The 24,363-nt window shown below is 27.7% G+C and carries 23 protein-coding genes; all 23 read right to left on the minus strand.

The window, feature by feature from the left end; all coding sequences use genetic code 11:
• Positions 1 to 54: 54 nt before the first annotated feature.
• Complete coding sequence (locus I2A66_RS17600; protein ID WP_195251287.1) at positions 55 to 1,089, minus strand: YecA family protein; 1,035 nt, start codon at positions 1,087 to 1,089, stop codon at positions 55 to 57.
• A 157-nt stretch (positions 1,090 to 1,246) separates the two neighbouring features.
• Positions 1,247 to 1,708 (minus strand): hypothetical protein, encoded by a 462-nt coding sequence (locus I2A66_RS06735; protein ID WP_195251288.1) that lies wholly within the window; start codon positions 1,706 to 1,708, stop codon positions 1,247 to 1,249.
• Between the two features lie 2 nt (positions 1,709 to 1,710).
• Positions 1,711 to 2,148 carry a hypothetical protein gene (locus I2A66_RS06740; RefSeq protein WP_122638936.1) on the minus strand — a complete coding sequence of 146 codons (438 nt, stop codon included), beginning with the start codon at positions 2,146 to 2,148 and terminating at the stop codon, positions 1,711 to 1,713.
• Positions 2,145 to 2,984, minus strand: coding sequence for a hypothetical protein (locus tag I2A66_RS06745; RefSeq protein ID WP_207734741.1), 840 nt, complete (start codon positions 2,982 to 2,984; stop codon positions 2,145 to 2,147). Before I2A66_RS06745 ends, I2A66_RS06740 begins: the two co-directional genes overlap by 4 nt.
• A gap of 7 nt (positions 2,985 to 2,991) precedes the next feature.
• Positions 2,992 to 3,411: a type II secretion system protein gene (locus tag I2A66_RS06750; RefSeq protein ID WP_195251291.1), complete on the minus strand. Its 420-nt coding sequence runs from the start codon at positions 3,409 to 3,411 to the stop codon at positions 2,992 to 2,994.
• Positions 3,412 to 3,439: 28 nt separating this feature from the next.
• Positions 3,440 to 4,627 carry a type II secretion system F family protein gene (locus I2A66_RS06755; protein ID WP_330615453.1) on the minus strand — a complete coding sequence of 396 codons (1,188 nt, stop codon included), beginning with the start codon at positions 4,625 to 4,627 and terminating at the stop codon, positions 3,440 to 3,442.
• Positions 4,628 to 4,638: 11 nt separating this feature from the next.
• On the minus strand, positions 4,639 to 6,009 hold the full coding sequence (locus I2A66_RS06760) for a GspE/PulE family protein (RefSeq protein ID WP_147516653.1): 1,371 nt from the start codon (positions 6,007 to 6,009) through the stop codon (positions 4,639 to 4,641).
• A 3-nt stretch (positions 6,010 to 6,012) separates the two neighbouring features.
• Positions 6,013 to 6,693: a DUF881 domain-containing protein gene (locus I2A66_RS06765; protein ID WP_122638932.1), complete on the minus strand. Its 681-nt coding sequence runs from the start codon at positions 6,691 to 6,693 to the stop codon at positions 6,013 to 6,015.
• 164 nt (positions 6,694 to 6,857) lie between these two features.
• Positions 6,858 to 7,946, minus strand: a complete 1,089-nt coding sequence (locus I2A66_RS06770; protein WP_147516654.1) for a PRK06851 family protein — start codon at positions 7,944 to 7,946, stop codon at positions 6,858 to 6,860.
• A gap of 107 nt (positions 7,947 to 8,053) precedes the next feature.
• Positions 8,054 to 9,406, minus strand: a complete 1,353-nt coding sequence (locus I2A66_RS06775; protein ID WP_122638930.1) for an APC family permease — start codon at positions 9,404 to 9,406, stop codon at positions 8,054 to 8,056.
• 216 nt (positions 9,407 to 9,622) lie between these two features.
• Positions 9,623 to 10,234 (minus strand): ribosome biogenesis GTP-binding protein YihA/YsxC, encoded by a 612-nt coding sequence (yihA, locus tag I2A66_RS06780; RefSeq protein WP_122638929.1) that lies wholly within the window; start codon positions 10,232 to 10,234, stop codon positions 9,623 to 9,625.
• Complete coding sequence (gene lon / locus I2A66_RS06785; protein ID WP_122638928.1) at positions 10,234 to 12,582, minus strand: endopeptidase La; 2,349 nt, start codon at positions 12,580 to 12,582, stop codon at positions 10,234 to 10,236. Before lon ends, yihA begins: the two co-directional genes overlap by 1 nt.
• A 292-nt stretch (positions 12,583 to 12,874) precedes the next feature.
• Entirely contained in the window at positions 12,875 to 14,122 is a 1,248-nt protein-coding gene (gene clpX, locus I2A66_RS06790) for an ATP-dependent Clp protease ATP-binding subunit ClpX (protein WP_147516656.1), read from the minus strand.
• A 19-nt stretch (positions 14,123 to 14,141) separates the two neighbouring features.
• Positions 14,142 to 14,732 carry an ATP-dependent Clp endopeptidase proteolytic subunit ClpP gene (clpP, locus tag I2A66_RS06795; RefSeq protein ID WP_122638926.1) on the minus strand — a complete coding sequence of 197 codons (591 nt, stop codon included), beginning with the start codon at positions 14,730 to 14,732 and terminating at the stop codon, positions 14,142 to 14,144.
• A gap of 88 nt (positions 14,733 to 14,820) precedes the next feature.
• Positions 14,821 to 16,107: a trigger factor gene (gene tig, locus I2A66_RS06800; protein WP_122638925.1), complete on the minus strand. Its 1,287-nt coding sequence runs from the start codon at positions 16,105 to 16,107 to the stop codon at positions 14,821 to 14,823.
• 141 nt (positions 16,108 to 16,248) lie between these two features.
• Positions 16,249 to 16,719: a metallophosphoesterase family protein gene (locus I2A66_RS06805; protein WP_122638924.1), complete on the minus strand. Its 471-nt coding sequence runs from the start codon at positions 16,717 to 16,719 to the stop codon at positions 16,249 to 16,251.
• Positions 16,719 to 18,068, minus strand: a complete 1,350-nt coding sequence (gene rph, locus I2A66_RS06810) for a ribonuclease PH (protein ID WP_195251292.1) — start codon at positions 18,066 to 18,068, stop codon at positions 16,719 to 16,721. The genes I2A66_RS06805 and rph overlap by 1 nt, the downstream gene beginning before the upstream one ends.
• Before the next feature lie 345 nt (positions 18,069 to 18,413).
• The gene (ligA, locus tag I2A66_RS06815; protein WP_147516658.1) at positions 18,414 to 20,408 is read right to left on the minus strand and encodes an NAD-dependent DNA ligase LigA; all 1,995 of its coding nucleotides are present in this window, start codon (positions 20,406 to 20,408) and stop codon (positions 18,414 to 18,416) included.
• A gap of 180 nt (positions 20,409 to 20,588) precedes the next feature.
• On the minus strand, positions 20,589 to 21,008 hold the full coding sequence (locus I2A66_RS06820) for a DUF3783 domain-containing protein (RefSeq protein ID WP_147516659.1): 420 nt from the start codon (positions 21,006 to 21,008) through the stop codon (positions 20,589 to 20,591).
• Between the two features lie 93 nt (positions 21,009 to 21,101).
• Positions 21,102 to 21,620 (minus strand): 4Fe-4S dicluster domain-containing protein, encoded by a 519-nt coding sequence (locus tag I2A66_RS06825; protein ID WP_195251294.1) that lies wholly within the window; start codon positions 21,618 to 21,620, stop codon positions 21,102 to 21,104.
• Positions 21,621 to 22,997, minus strand: a complete 1,377-nt coding sequence (locus tag I2A66_RS06830; protein ID WP_195251296.1) for a [FeFe] hydrogenase, group A — start codon at positions 22,995 to 22,997, stop codon at positions 21,621 to 21,623. It abuts the gene before it with no gap.
• Positions 22,998 to 23,017: 20 nt separating this feature from the next.
• Positions 23,018 to 23,569 (minus strand): 4Fe-4S dicluster domain-containing protein, encoded by a 552-nt coding sequence (locus tag I2A66_RS06835; protein WP_122638918.1) that lies wholly within the window; start codon positions 23,567 to 23,569, stop codon positions 23,018 to 23,020.
• A gap of 33 nt (positions 23,570 to 23,602) precedes the next feature.
• Positions 23,603 to 24,346, minus strand: coding sequence for a formate dehydrogenase accessory sulfurtransferase FdhD (gene fdhD, locus I2A66_RS06840; RefSeq protein WP_243238677.1), 744 nt, complete (start codon positions 24,344 to 24,346; stop codon positions 23,603 to 23,605).
• Positions 24,347 to 24,363 lie beyond the last annotated feature (17 nt).

The raw sequence follows: 24,363 nt of genomic DNA on the forward strand, positions 1-24,363 counted from the left end.
ATAAAAAATTAGAGGAACTATTACTATATAATCCCTCTAATTTTTTATATATTACTACTCAGCCTTAAGATCTTTATATCTTTTACCTAAAGTACTTGGGCTTATTTCATATTTTTTAGCTATTTGAGCTTGAGTTATTGATTGACCAGCTTCTTTTTTAACATAGTATTCAACTCCAGCTGCCCATCCGTTCTCAGCACCTTTTACTTCGCCATTTGCAGCCTTATATCCGTTCCAGAAGTCTATACCTGATTGTAATAAGTCTTCTTCTATATTTTGATTTAACATAGTAATTACTTTATCATCACTTTCGCATACTTCAACTGCTTCAGCTTTACTAGCTTTTTCCGCTCTTTGATTCTTTAAATATTCAGCTATACTTGGCTCTAATAATTGTTGTATGTATTTGTATAGTATATGAGTATGATGTATTAAGAATGTCTTCATATCTTTGTATATATCTTCATATTGAGCAAATAAAGCTTTTATATCATTAACGATTGTATCTTTAATTGCTTCTGATATACTTATAGTTATATCTATTAGTATATTTATATCTCCTACCTTTACAACTCTCGCTATCATTGGGCTTCCAACTTTAAAATCTTTTAATAAGTTGATATCTTCAGTATATAACTCGACATCATTTAAGCAGTCTTTTAATAATATTTTTTCATCTTGAATTTCTTTTACTTCATACACACTTACATAAGATTCAAATAAGCTTCTTAGTATATCTCTTTCAACCATATCTAAGTTATCTCTGTTCGCTTCAAAAAATTCAACTGTCATAACCTTTTTATTTTCCATTATATGGTCTTGTATGAAATAAGTATTAAAGAATCTTTCAAACTTAGAGTTTATTTCTTCATCTTCCATTATGAAGAATGTTTCTCTAGCTTTATCGTATTCTGCTTTGAATTTCTCATCTCTAGAGAATTCAGATATCTTTGAATATAGTTCGTAATATTGCTTTTGTGAAAGACCTACTTTTCTACTTGATCTTTCTGAAGCCATATCTTTATTTAAACAACATTTTTTATATTTTTTACCACTTCCGCATGGACATAAATCATTTCTTCCTAGCAAGGTGACGTTCACTCCTTTATTTCTAAATTAAAGTACAATATCATATTATACCATTTTTTTCTCGAGTATTCTACAATTCTTTGGTATTTTATTTAAGATACTTAATGTTAAGTTTTGGAATTAATTTGTACTTTAATAACTATTATGACATATTTGTTTATATCCCTTTAATTTGTATTATACAATTAACATAATCTTTGATTATTTCATTTTCATCATTTAAATTTGAGGTATTTTTAATAATTTCAAATTTACTAATTTTATTTTCTAGACCTATATTTTTAAGTCCACCTTCTATATAAAATATATTATCTATCCTTCCACTTACTTGTATTTCTATTATATATTTATAATTATTATTTTCATCTGAATATGAATTTTTATTTATATAATTTATATTTACTATGTTTTTTATCTCATTTTCAATTTTTAATATTATATCTTTTTCATAATTATCATTAATTTTATTAATAGTGTTAGCTTTCTTATCTAAACTTTCTAGTTCTATTTGTATATTATTTTTCTTATTATTTTGTATTAGATTAACACATCCATATATATAAACTATTACAAAAATTATTATTAATATTTTTTCTCTTTTACTTAGTTTTCTACTCAAATCTATACTCCTACATTATACTTTAGTTTAAACATATAATGTTCCTCTTCTTTTACTATGCTTTCTATAGAAAAATCTTTAGCACCTGACTGAGTTTTTAATTTTTCTAGCATATTTAAATCTTCACATATACCTTCAATTTCTACATTATTATTTTCTATTAGTAGCCTTTTTATATTTTCTTTGCCTATTACTTTATAGGCTAATTTTATATCTTTAACTTTTACATATATCTCTTTATATGTACTATCTTCAATATCTAGGTTTAAATTTCGTTCTATATCTTGATTTATTTGTACTTCTTTATTTTCTTTATCTTTTTGTTTAATATTTACCATAAGAAAAATGCTTAATATTGTAAATAAACAAATTATTATTTTTGATAACTTTATTAAATTAAAATCTTCTTTTAAAAAATTAATCATTGTATATTTCTTCATATTACTATACCTATTGCATTTATATATCTATTTACGTCTTTATTTAAATCTTTTGATATATCTAAAGTTACTTTTCCCATGTTTAGTATTATTGAATTTAAATTTAGATTAAGTTCTTTTATATCTTCTTTTATTTCACTATCTCCATAATAGTAAATATTATTATAATTTTCACTTATAAGTCTTATATGCTGTAAGGTTGCTATATTTCTAGGCAGAATATATGATTCATATACGATACTATTGATTACTTTATTTAATAAAAATTCTTTATCTCTTAATTCTATAAATAAATTAGTTGAGTCCAAGTTAGTTATAGTACCTAAGTTAATTAATTTTTGAAGTATATCAAAATTAACATTTAATATTTTAGCTTTCATATCTAGTATTTGAGCTATATCATTACATAGTTTAATTATGTGTATAGGACACAGTACAATTTGTACTGTGCCCGTATTATGATTTTTTTCTAAAATTTTATATCTAATTTTATAATCTTCTAAGTTTATCGGCATATATTGATTTATATTATATTTTATAATACCTAGTATATCTCTCTTTTTGCTAATATTTATATCCTCAATATTCCTAATAATTATATCTTCTGTTTGTATATTGAATAATAGCTTACAGTCTCGTTTATATGTATTTTCAATACTATGTATATTTAATTTAATATTTTCACATAGCTGTTTCATATTGTTTATACTTATATTTTCAATAAAATCATGCTCAATAGTTATTCTTTTATTGTTCTTTTTTAAAAGTATAATTCTAGTATAATTATTATTAATATTTATATTTATTATATATTTAATATAATCACATCCTATCATACTTTAATTAATTTTCAGGCTGATTATTAGGTTTACTTGGCAATTCTAGCTTAGGATAAAACTGTATAGTTCCATCATCACCAATTGAGCTAATTGTTATAGAGTCTCCCTTTATTAATATATCAAAATCCTTATTTGTCGAATTAGATTGTACTTTAGATTGTAAGTATCCATTTTTAACCAAATCATCTATTACTCCTGATGATTCACTTGAACTAATCTTTCCATCATTTTTAGCTATAGTTATTGCAGTTGCTAAAGTAGATGCAGTTGCACAATCCGATTTTATCTTAGCATTTTTTTGAACTTCGCCATATTTCATCATAGCCATACTTGACAATATACCTAAAATTACTACAACCATAACCATTTCAATTAATGTAAATCCCTTTTTCTTCTTACTTCTAAACTTTTTTAAATTTACCATAATAAAATCTCCTTTTATTTTTTAATTTTTATATTGATGCTATTGCATCAAACATCGGCAATAGCATTGATATAACTACAATTCCAATAATTACTGCTACAATCCCAATAATTACTGGTTCTATTAGCTTCATACTGTACTCGATTTTATTGTCTAATTCTTGCTCATAAAACTTATTTATACTAAGTAAGGTTTTGTCTAAACATCCACTTTCTTCACCAATTTCTATCATACCTAAAAATAAAGTAGGAAATGCTTTTACCCTTTTAAATGATTGCCCAATAGCATTACCTCTTATAATACTATCCTTACAACTTAATATTTCTTTATATAAAATGTGATTATCTACGACTTGCGAGGATATCTCTATTGCTTCTGTAATTTCTATTCCACTTTTATTGAGTATATAAAAAGCTCTAGAAAATTTAGTTGTTATAATTATTTTTATGAGATTTTTTATGATTGGAATTTTTAACTGCATTTTTTCTATATAAATTTTGATTTTTGGACTTGTTTTTATTTTATAAAGTAAGTATGTTATTATAAGAATATTAAGCACTATCAATATTAAATAATTATTTTTTAAAAATGCAGATAAATTTATTAAGAGATTTGTAATAAACGGTGGTTCAGTACCATTATTTTCAAATATCATTTGGAAGTTTGGTATTATTTCTATAAGCATAAATATAGATGCTATTATAGATAAAATAATTAATATTACTGGATATATCAAAACTGATTTTATTTTAGATTTTAATTTATACTCTTTATCATAGTATTCTGATAGTCGACTCATTACAGCATCTAGATTTCCACTTATTTCACCTGCTTTAACCATGCTTACAAAAAATTTAGAGAACTTATTCGTTTTTTGAAATGACTGGTTGATAGAATTTCCATTATGTATGTTATTCAATACTTGATTCAATACTTTAACTAACTTCTTGTTTGAATTAGATTTTAACATTTCAAATAATTTAGTTATTTCACATCCTGATTCCAAAAGAATACCTATTTCATTGCATAGAATTCTTAATTCTTTATAATTTATCTTATCTTTATCCCAAATCTGTAGATCATATTTCTGTATAGATGCTACCATAAAGTTATTTTTATTTGCATATTCAAGAACCTCTTTCTCTGATACACAATCTATTTTTTTAATTACTCTATCATTATTTTTATCATATAGTACACATTTATATATGCTCACTGAACACCACCTTATATATCAATATAATTTGAACATAAATACTCTTCTAATGTGATAATCTTTTCCTTGACTAGTCTTTTATATGTATCATCAAAAGTTATCATTCCATTTTTTATAGCTGTAGTTTTAATATTTTGAGCATCTTTCATCTGACTTATAGATAATTTTATATCATCATTAATTTCTAGTATTTCATAAATTGAAGTTCTTCCAATATATCCATCTTTACATTTATTACACCCTATTGCAACTTTAGTCTCTATATTTTTACCATTATCATCCGATATAGTTATATCATGGCTACAATTATTACATAATTTTCTTACTAGTTTTTGTGATATAACACCTATTAATGATGCACTTATTAAATAGGGTGGTATTTGCATATCTATAAGCCTAGCAATAGATGATACTGAGTCATTTGTATGCATTGTACTAATTACTAAGTGTCCTGTTATTGCTGCTCTTACAGCAATTTTAGCTGTTTCAATATCTCTAATTTCACCTATCATAATTATATCTGGATCTTGCCTTAAAATAGCTCTTAATCCTTCTTCAAATGTTAAACCAATTTTAGAGTTTACTTGTATCTGATTAACTCCTTCCATCTTATATTCAACAGGATTTTCTATAGTCATAATATTTTTGCTCTTACTTTGTAGTTCGTTTAATATTGAATAAACTGTAGTTGTCTTTCCACTGCCAGTAGGACCAGTTACAAGTAAAATACCTGATTTTTTATTAATTATTTTATTAATAATATTTATTGCATTTTTCGAGAATCCTAATTCTTCTTTACTTTTCAAAAATGAATTTCTATTTAAAATTCTTAATACTATTTTTTCTTTATATATAGTTGGTATAGTTGAAACTCTAATATCTACTAAATTATTTTTAACTTTCAAGTCAACTCTACCATCTTGAGGTAACCTCTTTTCTGTAATATCCATATGAGCTTTTAATTTAATTACTGTAGCTAGTGCCGGATATAACTCTATCATAAGTCTAAAAACTTCTCTCAATTCACCATCCACTCTATTCCTAATTATTATATAATCATTGAATGGTTCTATATGAACATCACTAGCTCTATCATAAACTGCTTTTTCCAATATGTTATTAAATAATTTTTTTGCATAATCTTCATCTGAATTTCTATTTTCTCCATAGTACTTATCTATTTTTAATTTTACTAAATTTGACTCGACTTTTTTCAATACAATATCCATTCCTGTAGCTAATTTTAAGTCTTGCATAGCATGTATATTTTCTTTTTCTATACCTACCACTAAAGTATCACTTTCAATTTTTATAGGAAATAAGTTATATTTTCTAGCTAATTTTTCTGGAATAATATTATCTAATATATCTACTTTATTTATATACTACCCCTCCCTTAAGTACTTAAGTTTATTTGGTACTTCTATTTTTAACATATTTATATTTTCTTCAATTTTATAATCTACTTTCATCGGATAATTAACTATAATACGTTCTAAGTAATTATTACTTTTATTAACATATGTAGATAGCTTATTGATATTTCCAATAGCTTTAATTTCATAAGGTTGTGCTATAGGAGTTGAATTTATATTTATATGATTTCCTGCCAATGTAATTTCTGAATATTGGTTTATTCTCTGATTGTTTATACTTATAAATATTGCTCCATTTTTTTTAAGCTCATTTACTAAATTAATTAGTATTTTGTTATAATCTACACTATTAGCAATATTACCTGTCTCTTCATTTAAAGCATCAATTTTTATTGTTATTCCCCTACCTTTTATGTCTGTGTAAGATAATAATTGTTTTAATTTTTCAATCTTATCAATATCACTTTTATCTGTATATGTATCTTTTAAATCTTGTAATTCTTTATCAATATTTTCTTTCTCTTTTTTTAAGCTTTTTATATTTTTTTTAGTTATTTTAATTTCTTTTTTTACTATATCATCCTTACTCACATATAATTCAGCTTTAGATTTAAAATCTTTTATCATACTACCTATTAATACCCCTAAAACTGTACTTGCTAGTATTATCAACACATATCTTTTTTTCATACAGCATAACCACCTATAAATTATTTTTTATATTTAATTTTATTTTTATTTATTTTATTTCTCAATTTCTATTTTATTTGAATTTAAATAAAATATCTATTAATCTTTAATATTCTTTTTTATTATAAAATAAGGGCATATAAATTTATACGCCCTTTTCCTAACTAATTCAAATCATATTCTGTTTCATATTTTAAAGATCTTTCAATTAATTTATCTTTTAATTTATCAATTCCTTCAAAATCCATATTGTCAATATAATATGCTTCTATTATGTCATGTTTAGATTTTGCTTTTTTCAAATTTGAAATTGCATAATTTATTAGCTCATCAAAAACATGTTTATCAGAAATTATCACGTCTTCATATTTATCTAATTTACTTTTATCTAAATATTGAGTTAAATCTATTGTTTCTCTGTCACTAAATAAATTACTTACTGTGATTCCTATATTTAAATCAATTATCCATATAGTTTCTATTTTTTCTGGTATCAATGGAAAATGATATATTTCCACTTTCATTCCTTTTTCAACTGCTTTTTCATACACTTTTTTTAAGAAAGTAGTTCTACCACATCCAATTTCTCCTTTTAAATAATATATTTTTTTAGCTTCACTTAGTAAGCTATCAGAATAATCTATATGACCTATTGGAGTTATAGCCGTTCCAAATAAATGTCTAGGCTTTTTGTACACTCCTTTATTTATAGTATCTTTAAATACATAATTAATAAAGCTTTCAGTAAGTTCATTTACTTTACCAAAATCCATAGCATATGTGTATCGTTCTTCAATATCATAATATATAGGTTCTGCTGCTTTTAAATATTTATAACATCTTCTAAAATAACTACTTATTTCTTTCCCACATTCTATAATTTCAACTTTATTTTTTTCTAATTCAACCGAATCCCAATAATCTCCTAAATTAACTATTTCATCTACTGCACCTGGATTTTTAGGATCTACAATATGTGGAGATGTACCATCTAAAAATACTACACCTAATTTTTTTATTACGAGTGCATCTAGTGAACTTGGATCTGATGGACAATGATGAAGCTCTACATCATAATCTTTGTCTATAAATTCTTTAGCTATCTTCTTCATCATTGATGATTTCCCTACTCCTGGACCACCTTTTAAACAAAAAATTCTATTTACATTTTCAGGTATTATATACTCAAATAGTGGTTTTGATCCATTTGATGTATTTCCTCCTGGAAATATTTTTCTAACTTTCCCTGACATATAAATACCCCCTAAGACTTTACTCCTTATAAGATATTATTTTTATATAACTTTTGTTACTCAATAAAAATATCTTAGTAAAATCTTAAGGGGATATATAATTAAAATTAAGCAGTTTTGTTAGATAGTTCTCCATTTTTTGCTTTAATCATCTTTGTAATCGAGTATACTGGTAAACCAAGTAATGTTATAAATATTCCTAATACAGCGTTTTGTGTCTGACTCATAAGTGTACTTATAACTATAAATGCCCCTCCTATAATTGCGATTATCGGTACTACTGGATATAAAGGCACCTTATATGGTCTTTTCATATCAGGCCTAGTTTTTCTAAGTTTTATTACTCCAGCAAACAGCATTGTATAGAATATCCAAATTGTAAACATAGCTAAATCAGATAGTAAATTAAATTGTCCTGTTAAAGAATATAATACTGCTAATCCAACTATCATCCATATTCCATTTATAGGAACACCATTTTTATTTAGTTTAGAAAATAAATTTGAAAAAGGTATTTTACCTTCACATGCCATTGTATAAGGTATTCTACCTCCTGTTAATATAAATCCATTTAGTGTACCAAATACAGATATAAGTATTCCTATACTTATTACCTTAGCTCCAACACTTCCAAATAGTTTACTTGCAACTAGTGTTGCAGGTGCAGCTGACATAGATAATTCTGCTGCTGGAACAACATATAAGTAAGCTACATTAATCAGTAAATACACTGCCATAACAGCAGATATACCGCCTACTATTGCTGTTGGTAAATGTTTAGATGGATTTTTCATTTCTCCAGCCAAAGCTCCAACAAATATCCATCCATCATATGCAAATAATGTTGCTAAAAGAACTTGAGATATAGCTGATACTATATTAATTCCTTCACCTACCATAGGTGTCATTATTGATGATGTTGAATCACCTTTAATAAACCCAAATATTATTATAATAGCTAACGGAACTAATTTACATAAAGTTAATACAGTTTGTATACCTCCACCAAATTTTGCTCCTAATGAATTTAAAAATGCTATAAACACTATTGTAGCTATTGCTATAATTATTACGTATAAATTATTATCTAATCCTAACAATGAAACTACTTCTTGTGCAAATATTATACCTAAAGCCGCAGCTATTGCTGGTATAAATAATATTCCTTGTACCCATCCAGTTAAAAATCCAATTCTTTCTCCATAAATTTCTTCCATATATACTGTCATTCCACCTGGTTTTGTTATACTTGCAGATATTTCTGAAGCTGTAAGCCCAGCTGCTATTGTCATTATACCTCCAATTATCCAAGCCAGTATACCTAGTCCAGGACCTCCATTAGTAGCTGTATATATAGCTTGAGGTTTAAAAAATACCCCAGATCCTATTAATATTCCAACTACAGTAGAAAGAGCTGCACTAAGTCCTATACTTTTTCTTAATGTCTGATTATTACTCATATTATTCTCCTCATTTATAATTCCACAGATTCTTTCTATGTTTAGACATTTTACCACATTTTTCTGTTTTTTGAAATAATCCTCCGTTACTTTTTTTAATTTTCTGATATTTCTAAAAGATCATTTTATATTATTATTATAAAATAGCTATATACTCAAATAAAATTTTATATTTTATAAAATTTATTCAAATATATAGCCATAAGTTATTTATAATTAATCTACTGTTATTTCATATCCAGCTTGATTATATTGATTTATCATCTCATTCCAAACTTCTTCAACACCTGTCTTTTTTAAAGAAGATAGTGGTATTATTTTTTCATCTTTTTCTAATTGTAATTTTTTTCTTATTATACTAAGATGTTTTTGATATTGTCCCCTGGATATTTTATCTGCTTTAGTTGCTATTACAACACAGTTATATCCAAAGTGCTTTATCCATTCATACATCATAACATCATCATTTGTAGGTTCATGTCTTATATCTACAAGTAAGAATATAGCGCAAAGTTCTTCTCTATCTTGTAAATACCTTTCCATTATAACGCCCCATTTTTCTTTTTCAGATTTTGCAATCTTAGCATAACCGTATCCTGGAAGATCTACAAAATAAAATTCATTATTTATAAGAAAGAAGTTAATAGTTCTTGTCTTACCTGGAGTTTGACTTGTTCTAGCAAAATTTCTTCTATTTAATAATGTATTTATAGTAGATGATTTACCTACATTAGATCTACCAACTAACGCAATTTCAGGTATCCCCTCAGTCGGATATTGATTTCTATTTACTGCACTTACAACCATTTCTGTGCTTCTTATTTTCATTATTTGTCACCATTCCTTACTAATGCTTCTTCTAGCACTTGGTCCATATTTTCAACAAGAACAAACTCCATTTGTCCTTTTACATTTTCAGGTATTTCATCTAAATCAGCTTCACATTCTTTAGGTAATAATACCTTTTTTATACCAGCTCTGTGAGCAGCTAGTAATTTTTCTCTTACTCCTCCAACAGCTAAAACTCTACCTCTTAAAGTTATCTCACCTGTCATAGCAACATCATTTCTAACTGGTATGCTAGTTAATGCAGATATTACAGCAAGTGCCATAGTTATACCAGCTGATGGTCCATCTTTTGGAGTAGCTCCTTCTGGTAAGTGAATATGTATGTCTTTATTCTTATAGAACTCTGGATCTATATCAAATCTATCCGCTATAGATCTAATATAAGATATAGCTGCTTGCGCAGATTCCTTCATTACATCACCTAGTTTACCAGTTAATACAACTTGTCCTCTTCCTGGAAGTACATTTACCTCTACAGTAAGAGTTACTCCTCCAACAGAAGTCCATGCTAAACCTGTAACAAGACCAACCTCTGGCTTTGTTCCTGCAATATCATATCTATATTTATCTTTTCCTAAATAATCTTCTAAATTATTTTGATTTACTTCTATACCTTCTAATTCTGGATTTTCTACATATTGTTTAGCTACTTTTCTACAAATCTTACCTAGTGTTCTTTCTAAAGTTCTAACCCCAGCTTCTCTAGTGTAATAGTTTATTACATCTCTAATAGTAGCTTCATCCATCTTTACAAAATCTTCTTTTAATGCATGCTCTTTTATTTGCTTTGGAAGTAAGTATTTTTCAGCAATATTTACTTTTTCTTCTTCTATATATCCTGATACTTCTATTATTTCCATTCTGTCTAATAAAGGACCTGGTATAGAGCTTAAACTATTTGCTGTTGTTACAAATAATATTTTTGATAAATCAAAAGGTACTTCTAAGTAATGATCTACAAATGTTTTATTTTGTTCTGGGTCTAGTACTTCAAGCATTGCAGCTGCCGGATCACCTTTATAATCAGATGCCATTTTATCTATCTCATCTAATAAGAATACCGGATTTTTAGTTTGAGCTTCCTTTAATCCATTTATAATTCTTCCTGGTATTGCACCTACATAAGTTCTTCTATGTCCTCTTATTTCAGCTTCGTCTCTAACTCCACCTAAAGAAATTCTAACAAAGTTTCTACCTAAAGCTTCTGATATTGACTTTGCTATTGATGTTTTACCAACACCTGGAGGTCCTACTAAACATATTATAGGCCCTTTCATAGATTTAGATAATTTTCTAATTGCTAAATACTCTAATATTCTTTCTTTAACTTTCTCTAAACCATAATGATCCTTATCTAATATTTCTTTAGCTTTATTAATGTCTAATTTATCTCTAGTTTCTTTATTCCAAGGTAATGAGAATATTGTATCTAGATAAGCCCTACTTACAGATAAATCTGGAGACATTGGAGATATCTTTGAAAATTTATCTATTTCCTTAGCTATTTTTTCTTTTGCTTCTTTTGGAGCTTTTATCTTCTTTAACTTTTCTCTATATTCATCTGATTCAGAATTTATATCTTCTTCTTCACCTAATTCTTTTTGTATTGCTCTTAATTGCTCTCTAAGATAATATTCTTTTTGAACTTTGTTCATTTGCTTCTTTACTCTTAAAGTTATCTTCTTTTCAATCTTTAATATCTCTATTTCTTCTAATAATATAGTATAAATTAGTTCTAATCTTCTCTTAGCATCAAACTCTTCTAGTACTAACTGCTTTTGGCTATTTTTTAAGAATATATTTGCTGCTACTGTATCTACAAATCTATCTATGTTTTCTGTTTCAGCTAAAGATATAAGTATTTCTGGCGATACCCTATTTCCTATATTTATGTACTCTTCAAATGCATCAAATACATTTCTTACAAAAGCATCTACTTCTATGTCTTGTTCTAATTCTTCTTGGTCACAAACAATTTCTTCTATCTTTGCTTTGAAGAATCCATCATCTTGATTTAATTCTTTTATTTTACCTCTAGACAATCCTTCAACTAGTACACGAACTGTATCTCCAGGTAATTTAATCATTTGTTTTACTTTACATATTGTTCCAACATGATAAAAATCTTCTTCTGTAGGCTCATCTGTTTCAGCTTCTTTTTGAGATGTTAAAAATACTAACTCATCCCCTAACATTGCTTCATCTAATGCTTTTAAAGATATTTCTCTACCCACATCAAAATTTAATATCATATATGGAAATATTGCTAATCCCCTTAGTGGTATTAACGGTAATTCACGATCTATCTTAGTATAATTCTCTTCCACTGTTATCACTCCTTAAAGTGCTGTATTTTATTGCTTTTTATATTATATATTTACAAAAAAGAATTTTCAATATTAATACTTTGTCTAATGAATATTTTAACTTTATTTTAGTATGTTTTAATAACCTAATATTAATTCAATTTTATATGAATATAATTAAAAATATATTTAATTTAATTATATCATATTAATATACTATATTATTTTACCTAAAAGCAAATTTTTAAAACATTATTTATACTAATTAAATTTATACAATTTAAAAAGGAGCTTTTCTTAGCTCCTTTTATATCTATGCACTTTCTTCTTGATCTTTAAGTATCATAATTGGATTTTCTTTTCCTTCAACAGATTCTTTAGTTACTACAACCTTTTTGATATCTGTTCTTGATGGAACTTCATACATGCTTTCCATCATAACATTTTCAACTATACTTCTAAGACCCCTAGCTCCAGTGTTTCTTTCTATAGCTTTTTTAGCTATAGCACGAAGAGCATCATCTTCAAATTCTAGTTCTACATCATCTAACTCTAATAATTTCTTATATTGCTTTACAAGAGCATTTTTAGGCTGTTGTAGTATTTGCATTAAAGCATCTTCATCTAGTAAATCAAGAGTTGCTACAACAGGTATTCTACCTATAAATTCTGGTATTATACCGAATTTTAATAAGTCTTCTGGGAGAACTTTAGCATATACTTTGCCTAAATCAACTTCCTTTTTACTTTCAATTTTAGCTCCAAATCCTAGAGTTTTATCTCCTCCACGTCTTTGGATTATTTTTTCTATACCATCAAATGCTCCACCTAATATAAATAGTACATTTGTAGTATCGATTTTTAAGAACTCTTGATGTGGATGTTTTCTTCCACCTTGTGGTGGAACATTTGCAACAGTCCCCTCTAATATTTTTAGAAGTGCTTGTTGAACTCCTTCTCCACTAACATCTCTTGTTATAGATGGATTTTCAGATTTTCTTGCTATCTTATCTATCTCATCTATATATATAATACCTCTTTCAGCCTTTTCCATATCAAAGTCAGCTGCTTGAATAAGTTTTAAAAGTATATTTTCAACATCTTCTCCAACATATCCAGCTTCTGTTAAAGAAGTTGCATCTGCCATAGCAAATGGAACATTTAAAGTTTTAGCTAATGTTTGAGCTAATAAAGTTTTACCTGAACCAGTTGGTCCTAATAAAAGTATATTACTTTTTTGTATTTCTACATCTTTACTATTAGCTTTTTTACTGTATATTCTTTTGTAATGGTTGTATACAGCAACTGATAAAGCCTTCTTTGCTCTCTCTTGACCTATTACATAGTCATTTAAGATTTCCATCATTTCTTTTGGTTTTGGTAAAGATGTTGTATCCTCATCAATAGTTTCTTCTATTTCTTCTTGGATTATTTCGTCACAAAGCTCAACGCATTCATCACAAATGTAAACATTTGGTCCTGCAATTAATCTTCTTACTTGATCTTGGCTTTTGCCACAGAATGAACATTTTAACTGTCTTTTATCTTCGTATTTAGACATATTAAGCACCTCTTTTCATCTACGGTCTATTTGCTTTTGTAATTACTTCATCAATTAGACCATATTCTTTAGCTTCGTCTGCACTCATAAAGTTATCACGCTCAGTATCCATTTGAATTTTTTCTAATGGCTGACCTGTTCTTTCTGCAAGTATTTTATTTAGTCTTTCTCTGATCTTTAATATCCACTTCGCATGAATTTCTATATCAGTTGCTTGACCTTTTGCTCCACCTAATGGTTGATGTATCATTATTTCACTATTTGGTAGGGCAAATCTTTTTCCTTTTGCACCTGCATTTAATAAGAATGCACCCATAGAAGCTGCTAATCCTATACATATTGTGCTTACATCTGGTTTTATATATTGCATAGTGTCATAAATAGCCATACCAGCTGTAACACTACCTCCTGGTGAGTTTATATATAAATATATATCTTTATCTGGGTCTTCGGCTTCTAAAAATAACAACTGGGCAACTACAAGCCCTGCTGTAGTATCATTTACTTCATCTCCTAAGAATATTATTCTGTCCTTTAGTAATCTAGAATAAATATCGTAGGCTCTTTCTCCTCTACCTGTTTGTTCTACGACTGTAGGTACTAACGCCATAAACTATACCCCCTCAATTTCCTCTATATTCTTATATATATAATTTACAGTAGCCTAATGGCTACTGTAAATTTTAAGCTATATAAAATTAAGCTATTTTAGCATTTTCAACTAAGAAATCTATCGTTTTTCTTATTTTTAATTGTCCTTTTATATCTTCTAAGTCAGTATCTCTTAATGAAGATTTTAATTTTTCAACTTCCATATTGTACATAGAAGCCATTTTTTCTAATTCTTCAGTTAGCTCTTCTTCAGAAGCATCTATACCTTCAGATTTAGCTATTGCTTCTAATACTAGTGATGATTTAACTAATTTCTCAGCATCAGCTCTTCTCTCATTTCTTAACTCTTCTATACTTCTACCAGTCATTTGTAATAATTGTTGTAAGTTTAATCCTTGGTATTGTAATTGGTAGTTAAGTTCCATTATCATATTATCTATTTGATGTTCAACCATAGCAGCTGGCACTTCAACTTCTGTGTTATCTGCTACTTTTTCAACTATAGAATTTCTCATTTCAGCTTCAGCTTTGTTTTTAGTTTCTTCTTCTGCCTTAGCTCTAACATCAGCTCTTAACTCAGCTAATGTTTCAAATTCAGTTGTATCTTTAGCAAATTCATCATCTAAAGCTGGTAATTCTTTAACTTTTACATCATTTACTTTTACTTTGAATACTACTGGCTTTCCAGCTAAGTTTTCTGCATGATATTGTTCTGGGAAAGTAACGTTAACTTCAACTTCTTCTCCAGCTTTTTTACCTATTAATTGATCTTCAAATCCTGGTATGAAAGAGTTTGACCCTATAACTAAGTTATGATTTTCACCTTTTCCACCTTCGAAAGCTAAACCGTTGTCAAATCCTTCAAAGTCTATAACAGCAGTATCTCCGCTTTCTATAGCTTTATCTTCAACACTTACTAATCTAGCGTTTCTGTTTACCATTTCTTGAAGTCTTAATTCTACCTCATCTTCACTTACATTATTATCAACTTTAGATATTTCTATACCTTTGTAAGTTCCTAATTCAAATTCAGGTTTAACTTCTACTTCAACAACCATTACTAAACCATTATCTTGACTTATTTCTTGAATATCTAATGATGGTCTATCTATTGGATCTATGTTTAAAGTATCTATAGCTTGTGGGTAAACTTCTGGTAATACTAAATCTATAGCATCATTGTAGAATACTTCTTTACCATATTGAGCTTCTATTAACTTTCTTGGAGCTTTCCCTTTTCTGAACCCTTGTACGTTGAATTTCCCTTTATTTTTATTGTAAGCTTTATTTACTGCAGCTTCAAATTTATCATGATCTACAGTTAAGTTAAAAGTTACTTTATTACCTTCTTTTTTTATTAATTCTGCTTTCATTAACTTTTTCCTCCTAAAATTTATGTAATGATTTGTAATTTAATTATACTTATTATTTAACTATTTAATTATATCACATAAGTTTTTTTATTTACAAGTATTTACAAGCCTTCCCTATTATTTGAAGGTTTATTTATACTATTATATATTTATTTCTTCTAAGTTAATTTTTCCTTCATCAATATTCATTATGACAAATTGTCTTGAGGATCCACCTCTGGGTATTGATGTACTTCCTGGATTTATATATATGATATTGTCTTTTTTAATAGATAACGGTATATGAGTATGCCCAAATATAACTATATTTGCTTCATAATTAATTGCTGCTCTCTCTATTTCATTAAGTCCATATTTAACACCATAATTATCTCCATGACATAGAAATATAGTTTTATCCTCTATATAAAATATAATTTCATCTTCTATATGTTCAAAGTCACAGTTTCCCTTTACTGCTATAATATCTATCCCTGTCATTTTATGTATGTACTTAGAATCTATAAAATTATCACCTGCATGTATTATTAAATCACATTCCTTTAGATATGGTATTGCTTTATTAATAAAATTCTCCATTCTGTGTGTATCGCTAACTATACCAATTCTCATTATCTTGATACCCTTTTTGTAAACTCCTTTTTCATTATTTCTAGTGCATTCGCTCTATGACTTATTGCATTTTTTATTGATGCAGGCATTTCTGCAAATGTTTTATTATATTTATTAACTATAAATAAATTATCATATCCAAAACCATTGTTTCCTTTTTCCTCAAATGCTATAGTACCTTCACAAGTACCTCTTACTACAAATTCTTTACCATCAGGGAATACAACTGCTATTGCTGATACAAATCTTGCATTTCTTTGACTAGAAGGTATGTTTTTCATCATTTTTAATAATTTTTCTCTGTTTTCTTCATCCGTAGCATTTTCACCTGCAAATCTTGCAGAGTAAACACCTGGCTTTTTGCCAATTGCATCTACTTCTAATCCTGAATCATCAGATATTGTTATCATTTTAGTTTTCTTTGCTATTAGCCTTGCTTTTATAAGTGCATTATGTTCAAATGTCTTTCCATCTTCTATGATTTCAATTCCATCTAAGTTAACATCTTTTAATGAATGTATATTATAATCAAAATCCTCAAGTATCGAACCTATTTCTTCTAATTTATGAGCATTATTAGTAGCAATTACAACATCATTTCCATACTCCATACCAAGTATTTCATCAGCTATTTCTCCTAGAGCTTCTCTTTGTTTCTTTATTAATTCTTTATTACCTTTTTCTCCTAATTCTAATAACGCATTTAAATCTTTTCTTGAGAAAGGTCTTTCTTCTCCAGTTCCTTGTACTTCTACAAACTCACCATTATCAGTCATTATTATGTTCATATCAACTTGAGCCGTTGAATCTTCCTCATAACATAAATCTATCATGTACTGCTTATCAACAATACCTACACTTATAGCAGATACAAAGTTTCTTATTGGAATTTCTTTTATTGCCTTAGATTTATATAATTTATATATAGCATCTACCACTGCCACAAAAGCCCCTGTTATAGATGCCGTTCTAGTTCCTCCATCGGCTTGTATAACATCACAATCTATCCAGATAGTTCTTTCTCCTATTTTACTTAAATCTATTACTGATCTTATTGCTCTACCTATTAATCTTTGAATTTCTTGAGTTCTACCATCTATCTTTCCTCTAGATGCATCTCTTATCTTTCTTTGTTGAGTAGATCTTGGTAACATAGAATACTCAGCATTTATCCATCCTGTGCCCGAATTTCTTAAAAATGGAGGTACTTTTTCTTCTACTGATGCAGTACATATAACTTTAGTTTCTCCCATTTCTATAAGTACAGATCCCTCTGCATATCTCGTATAGTTTCTAGTTATTTTAACCTCTCTTATTTGGTCATACTTTCTATTATCAATTCTAGTCATTTTTTACCTCTCTTAAATCTACCTTCTTGTATATTTCTAAAAGACAGCATATACTTTTCTGTCTAAGATTCAAATTAAGATTATTTACACTTTATTAAATAATTCTAGCACTATTTATATTAATTTACTACACATAATACAGTATATAAATTAACTTTATTAATATACTATATCATTCATTTATTATTTTCTAAGTTTGTAATGATTATACAATTCATAATATATTATGCTAATATCTAACTTTAAATTATATTACATCTAACTTATTCATTTTTCTAAATAAAAAGTCCTTATTAATAAGACTATATTTATGCTTATTTAATAAAGACCTCTTAATTTTTTTATTTATTTTATCATTTCCTTGAATTGCTCTTCGTCAATAATTGTTATACCTAATGTTTGAGCTTTAGTTAATTTGCTTCCAGCCTCTTCTCCTGCTAACACATAACTAGTTTTTTTTGACACACTTCCTGAAACTTTACCTCCAAATGACTGAATTAGTGCAGAAGCTTCATCTCTTTTCATAGTTGGTAGTGTTCCTGTTATTACAAAAGTCATTCCTTCAAATCTACTATCTTCAGCTTTTGTTTCAGATGATTTCGAAACTACATTAACACCATACTCTTTAAACTTAGATATTATTGTATGATACTTTTCACTTTTAAAGTATTTAATTATATCATTTACCATCGTATCCCCAAAATCAGGTAGATTTATTAATTGATCATAGTCTGCCTTAGCTACTTCATCCATATTAGCAAAGTTTTCAGCTAAAACTTTAGCTGATTGTTTTCCTACATTTTTTATTCCAAGACCTGTAATTAACTTATCAATATTATTAGTTTTTGATTCTTCTATTGCATTAAGAAGATTATTTACAGACTTATCTCTTCCTATAACATTCTTCTCCAGTATTTCATCCTTATAATTTTTAAGTTGATATATATCACCTATATCTTTTATATACCCTGCTGCCATCAATGCTTCTACCTTACTTTTACCAAACCCAACTATATTCATTGCATCTTTAGAAACAAAGTACGATATACTTCTAGTTGCTTGTGCATCGCACGCTGGGTTTACACAACGTGTATCTGCTCCATTTGCATCTCTAACTGTTGATTCTCCACATATTGGACATATATTAGGTATCACATATGGTTTAGAATCTGACAATCTTTTTTCTGGAATACTTTTTATAACTTCTGGAATTATATCACCAGCTTTTTGAACTATTACAGTATCTCCTATCCTTACATCTTTTTCATTTATAACATCTTGATTATGTAAGGTAGCTTTTGAAACAGTAGTTCCTGCTAGTCTAACAGGTTCAAGTACTGCTAAAGGAGTTAACCTTCCTGTACGGCCAACTTGTATTATTATATCTTTTACTATAGTTTCTTTTTGCTCTGGTGGATATTTGTATGCAACTGCCCATCTAGGTACCTTGATAGTCATTCCTAATTTTTTTCTATCAGCTAAATCATCAACTTTTACAACAGCTCCATCTATTGCATACTCTAAACTCCATCTTTGATCACCTACATTAGATATATAATCCCATACTTCTTCTACAGTTTCACATACCTTAAAATCAGGACTTACTTTAAATCCTTGTTCTTTAAGCCATTCTAAAGTTTCTGAATGAGAATTAAATTCCATCCCCTCAGATATTTCAAGATTGAATACAAATATATCTAAATTTCTATCTCTAACTATTGATGGGTCTAATTGTCTTAAAGTTCCTGCTGCTAAGTTTCTTGGATTTTGATATTTCTTAGCTCCTACTTCTTCCTGTCTTTTATTAACTTCTTCAAATTCTCTGTTAGATATATAAACCTCTCCACGAACCTCTAAGTACGGTAGTTTCGTAGGTATCGTTTTAGGAACATTCTTTATTTGTAATAAGTTTTCATAAACTGACTCTCCAATAACACCATCACCTCTAGTTATACCTTCTGTTAACTCTCCATTATGATATCTTAATACAACTGAAAGTCCGTCTATCTTTTTCTCAACTACAAATCTAGGTTCTTTAAGTTCAGCTATCATTTTATTTACGTATTCATATACATCCTCTTTACTAAAGACATCTTGTAAACTAATTACTGGCACGTCATGCTCCACTTTTCTTAATTCTCTCTTTACAGTACCTCCTACTTTTTTAGTAGGTGAATTTTCTATATTAAATTCAGGATGTTCCTCTTCTAATTTTCTTAATTCAACTGTTAATTTATCATATTCATAATCTGATATTTCCGGTGAATCTTCGTTATAGTATTTGTTGTTATGATATTCTATTTCTTTTCTTAATTCATCTATCCTAGATTTTACATCCATAAAATTATCCTCCTACTTAAATCTGCTTATTTCCTCTTTTAGTATGTATTATCTCCAAATATTCGTATGTAAATTTTATATTTTTTAGTATAACATTAAACCATCTATTAAAAGTAAATTAATTTTTTATACAAAAAAATCCCCTAAAAATTAGAGGACTTCTTGATACATTTTATTTTTTTATTTATGAGAAAAGTCTTTTCCAGTAGACAAAGCTTTTCTTTCTTCTATCAAGTTATAAAGTAAGTTATTTAATGTCCAGTCTATACTTGTTTCTGTAACCATAGCTGTCAAAGGTCTATTTATTCTCATCTTCTTTAAACTTTCTAAGAATGAATTTATCTTTTTATTATGTATATTATTAAATATAACAGCTTTATTTACAAAACCATCTTCACAATCTGATGATATGTCGTTATCTAATATATTTTTAATTATTGCATTTCCGTTTGTTTTATCTAAAAATATACAATCTCTAACACCAATAAACCCACATATATTTTTTATTAAAGTAGATTCTTTTTTATTAAAATTAACTATCATTATACAATCTCTGTTATGAGTATTGTTATCCACATCATTTATTTTTGTAAATGTCATATATCTCACTCCTTATTAATCCTCATACCTTATATTACCACAATAGAGATATTTTAAAACTATATTTTAATTTATATAGTTTTATGAACTTACTTATATTAATATTGATGATTTTCTCTTATTTTTTACATTTACTTTTATATCATTTTCTTTAATAATTCTAAATGCTTTGGTTGGGCACACTCTAACACATGCGGGACCATCTTCAGAGTTCATACATAAATCACATTTATTAGCAATCATTTTTTCTTTAAAATATAATTTATCATCAGATACTTCTTTTAAAGTAAATAAGTCTATTGCTCCAAAAGGACATACTACCATACAAGTCTTACACCCTATACAATTTTTTTCATCTATTTTTATACCATTTTTGACCTTTTTAATAGCATTATTAGCGCATACTTTTGCACATAGTGCATCTTCGCAGTGTCTACATTGAACTGGTACACTTACCTTTTCAGTTTTTATTACATCTAACTTAGGATTAAAATTTATATATTCATACTTTTCATGAAATATTTCTTCATCACTATGCTCTACTACGCATGCTATCATACAAGTTCTACACCCTATACATTTATTAGGATCAGCTATAACAAAACAATTCATTTATTTAGCCACTTCCTTTCCTATACAATATTCAGTGTGTAGTAAATGATGAGATATACTACCTAAAGGCTCTTTTAAAAATTCTTCATAAATTTTTTTTATTTCTGGATTTTCATGAGATTTTCTAAATTGCAAACTTCTATCATGATCATATATTGACTCTGCTCTTTTTTTATAAGCAACATTTCTATATTCTTCTAATAATAATTTTGGTTGGCCTCCTCCACTTACACATCCTAAAGGACATGTCATTACTTCTATAAAATCTAAGTCCAAATTACCCTTCTTTAAACTTTCTAATATATGAACTACATTTTTTAATCCACTTACTACTCCTACCTTTAGATTTAAGTTTCCAACAGTTATGTCTAATCTTCTAAAACCTTCACTTCCTCTAACTTCATTTACATCTATGCTTGGTATACTTTCCTTAGTTATTAGCTCATATCCAGTTCTTAATGCCGCTTCCATAACACCGCCAGTTACCCCAAATATAGTTCCAGCACCAGTATATGTTCCTAATGGAGACTCGAACTTCTCATCATCTAAATTGTTAAAATCTATCCCCATATCTTTTATCAAATAAGCAAGCTCTCTTGTAGTTAAAACTACATCAACATCTTTATATCCACTTGAATTCATCTCATCTCTACCTGCTTCATATTTCTTACATGTACAAGGCATTATAGATACACTATATATTTTTGATGGATCTACATTGTTTATTTGTGCTCCATATGTTTTAAAAACTGCTCCCCCCATTTGTTGAGGTGATTTACATGAAGAAAGGTGGTCTGTTAATTCTGGATAATTATCTTCTAAAAATTTTACCCCTGCAGGACAACATGATGTAAACATAGGTAGTGTCCCACCGTTTGTAACTCTAGTTATTAGTTCGCTCCCTTCTTCCATTATAGTCAAATCCGCTGGAAAATTTGTATCATATACCCTATCAAAATTCAAATTCTTAAGCGCTGCAGCCATTTTACCAGGAGTTAAAGACCCTAAACTTAATCCAAATTCTTCCCCTATAGCTACTCTAACTGCTGGTGCACATTGTACTATTGTAAATTTATTAGGATCATCTAAGGCTTCTTTTACTTTCTCTACATCACATACATTATGAGCTGCAAATATTGGCTCTTTTATTGATTTAGGTAGATTTCTTTCTTTTCTTTTTTCATCTATAAATTCATAACCATTATCAATTAAGGATGCATATGATTTACAGACTTGAACACACTGTCCACACATTACACATTTTTGTGAATTAATTTCTTGTGGCTCTCCTTTATTTCCTTCAATTGCAGATGTAGGACAGACTTTTACACATTCTTGACATCCTGTACATAAATCTTTATCTATATTTATTATCATTATTGCTCCCCCTTTCACATTTATTTATTAGTTAATAATAAACTAAGTGCAGCTTTTATATTTTTAGATTTTTTATCTTCTATAGGTGATATAAGCTTTAGAGCTTCATTAGGACAAGCATTAATACATGCAATTGTGATATCTTCTTTACATAAATCACATTTGTATGCTACTTTATTACTTTCATCTATTCCCCTTTGCTCAACCTCTTTTCCATTTTTATATTGAGTCTGTAAATCTATGGCGCCAAATGGGCATGCTAATAAACAAGTTTTACATCCGATACATTTATCATTATCTACTACCATAACTCCATCTTCTCTTGATATAGCTTTTACTGGACAGGTATTTAAGCATGGTGCATCTTCACAATGTCTACATTGAATAGGCATACATACATCTTCATCTTTAACTAAATATAATCTAGGTATTACTGGAACTTCAACAGTCCCTACAGTATAACCAACATTATTATCTTTGTTATGTTTTGTAAAACAAGCAAGTTCACAAGCTCTACATCCTGTACATTTGCTTGAATCTGCAATTACAAAAGATCCTAAATTATTACTCATATTCCTCCACCTTTATAATTTTATTTGTATATTTTATATCTTTACTCTATAAGAATGAGTATAAATATTCATTCTTTTTCCCCTAACAAATCCTATAAGCGTTATATTTGATTTTTTTGCTAATTCCACAGATAAATTGGTTGGAGCTGATTTAGAAATAACTATCGGTATTTTAGCTTTAGCTACTTTTAAAAGCATTTCATATGATATTCTTCCACTTACTGCAATAGCTTTATTATCAAAATTAATATTGTGTAATATACAGTGTCCTATTGCTTTATCCATAGCATTATGTCTAGCAACATCTTCGTAACTTATAGTTTCTTTATTCCCTTCAAAAATAGCTACACTGTGTACTCCTCCAGTATCTTTAAATAATTTTGAATGATTTAGGCTTGACTCCATGATTTCATAAACATGATCTACATATATATGTGATTTAGAATTTATTGAATTATAATCTAAGTTTATATTTTCAATATCTTTTATATTTACATCCACAACTTTATTTTCTTTATCTATTACCATACTAATTAAATCTTCTTTACTTGTAATACAACCTTTAGTTAATAAATAACCTATTATCAATTCTTTTAAATTAGTTGGAGTACATAAAAATGTATTTTCAAATTTACCATTTAAAACAAGACTAAGAGGATATTCTGCTATTATTGTATCCTCGGTGTGTCTATAACTAAACTCATCTAATTTTATTATAGGAACCTTAAATGTATTTCTATATGCTTTCATTTCATCATTATGATCTAAAGTATTCATATGAGAATATCCCCTTT

The sequence above is a fragment of the Romboutsia sp. 1001713B170207_170306_H8 genome (assembly GCF_015550495.1).
Classification (GTDB): Bacteria; Bacillota; Clostridia; order Peptostreptococcales; family Peptostreptococcaceae; genus Romboutsia_E.

Excerpts from the sequence above, each read along its gene's own strand:
- I2A66_RS06740 (WP_122638936.1), bottom strand. The coding sequence starts at position 2,148 with ATGAAGAAATATACAATGATTAATTTTTTAAAAGAAGATTTTAATTTA.
- I2A66_RS06745 (WP_207734741.1), bottom strand. The coding sequence starts at position 2,984 with ATGATAGGATGTGATTATATTAAATATATAATAAATATAAATATTAAT.
- I2A66_RS06750 (WP_195251291.1), bottom strand. The coding sequence starts at position 3,411 with ATGGTAAATTTAAAAAAGTTTAGAAGTAAGAAGAAAAAGGGATTTACA.
- I2A66_RS06765 (WP_122638932.1), bottom strand. The coding sequence starts at position 6,693 with ATGAAAAAAAGATATGTGTTGATAATACTAGCAAGTACAGTTTTAGGG.
- I2A66_RS06770 (WP_147516654.1), bottom strand. The coding sequence starts at position 7,946 with ATGTCAGGGAAAGTTAGAAAAATATTTCCAGGAGGAAATACATCAAAT.
- I2A66_RS06775 (WP_122638930.1), bottom strand. The coding sequence starts at position 9,406 with ATGAGTAATAATCAGACATTAAGAAAAAGTATAGGACTTAGTGCAGCT.
- yihA (WP_122638929.1), bottom strand. The coding sequence starts at position 10,234 with ATGAAAATAAGAAGCACAGAAATGGTTGTAAGTGCAGTAAATAGAAAT.
- clpX (WP_147516656.1), bottom strand. The coding sequence starts at position 14,122 with ATGTCTAAATACGAAGATAAAAGACAGTTAAAATGTTCATTCTGTGGC.
- clpP (WP_122638926.1), bottom strand. The coding sequence starts at position 14,732 with ATGGCGTTAGTACCTACAGTCGTAGAACAAACAGGTAGAGGAGAAAGA.
- tig (WP_122638925.1), bottom strand. The coding sequence starts at position 16,107 with ATGAAAGCAGAATTAATAAAAAAAGAAGGTAATAAAGTAACTTTTAAC.
- I2A66_RS06805 (WP_122638924.1), bottom strand. The coding sequence starts at position 16,719 with ATGAGAATTGGTATAGTTAGCGATACACACAGAATGGAGAATTTTATT.
- rph (WP_195251292.1), bottom strand. The coding sequence starts at position 18,068 with ATGACTAGAATTGATAATAGAAAGTATGACCAAATAAGAGAGGTTAAA.
- ligA (WP_147516658.1), bottom strand. The coding sequence starts at position 20,408 with ATGGATGTAAAATCTAGGATAGATGAATTAAGAAAAGAAATAGAATAT.
- I2A66_RS06820 (WP_147516659.1), bottom strand. The coding sequence starts at position 21,008 with ATGACATTTACAAAAATAAATGATGTGGATAACAATACTCATAACAGA.
- I2A66_RS06825 (WP_195251294.1), bottom strand. The coding sequence starts at position 21,620 with ATGAATTGTTTTGTTATAGCTGATCCTAATAAATGTATAGGGTGTAGA.
- I2A66_RS06830 (WP_195251296.1), bottom strand. The coding sequence starts at position 22,997 with ATGATAATAAATATAGATAAAGATTTATGTACAGGATGTCAAGAATGT.
- I2A66_RS06835 (WP_122638918.1), bottom strand. The coding sequence starts at position 23,569 with ATGAGTAATAATTTAGGATCTTTTGTAATTGCAGATTCAAGCAAATGT.
- fdhD (WP_243238677.1), bottom strand. The coding sequence starts at position 24,346 with ATGAATACTTTAGATCATAATGATGAAATGAAAGCATATAGAAATACA.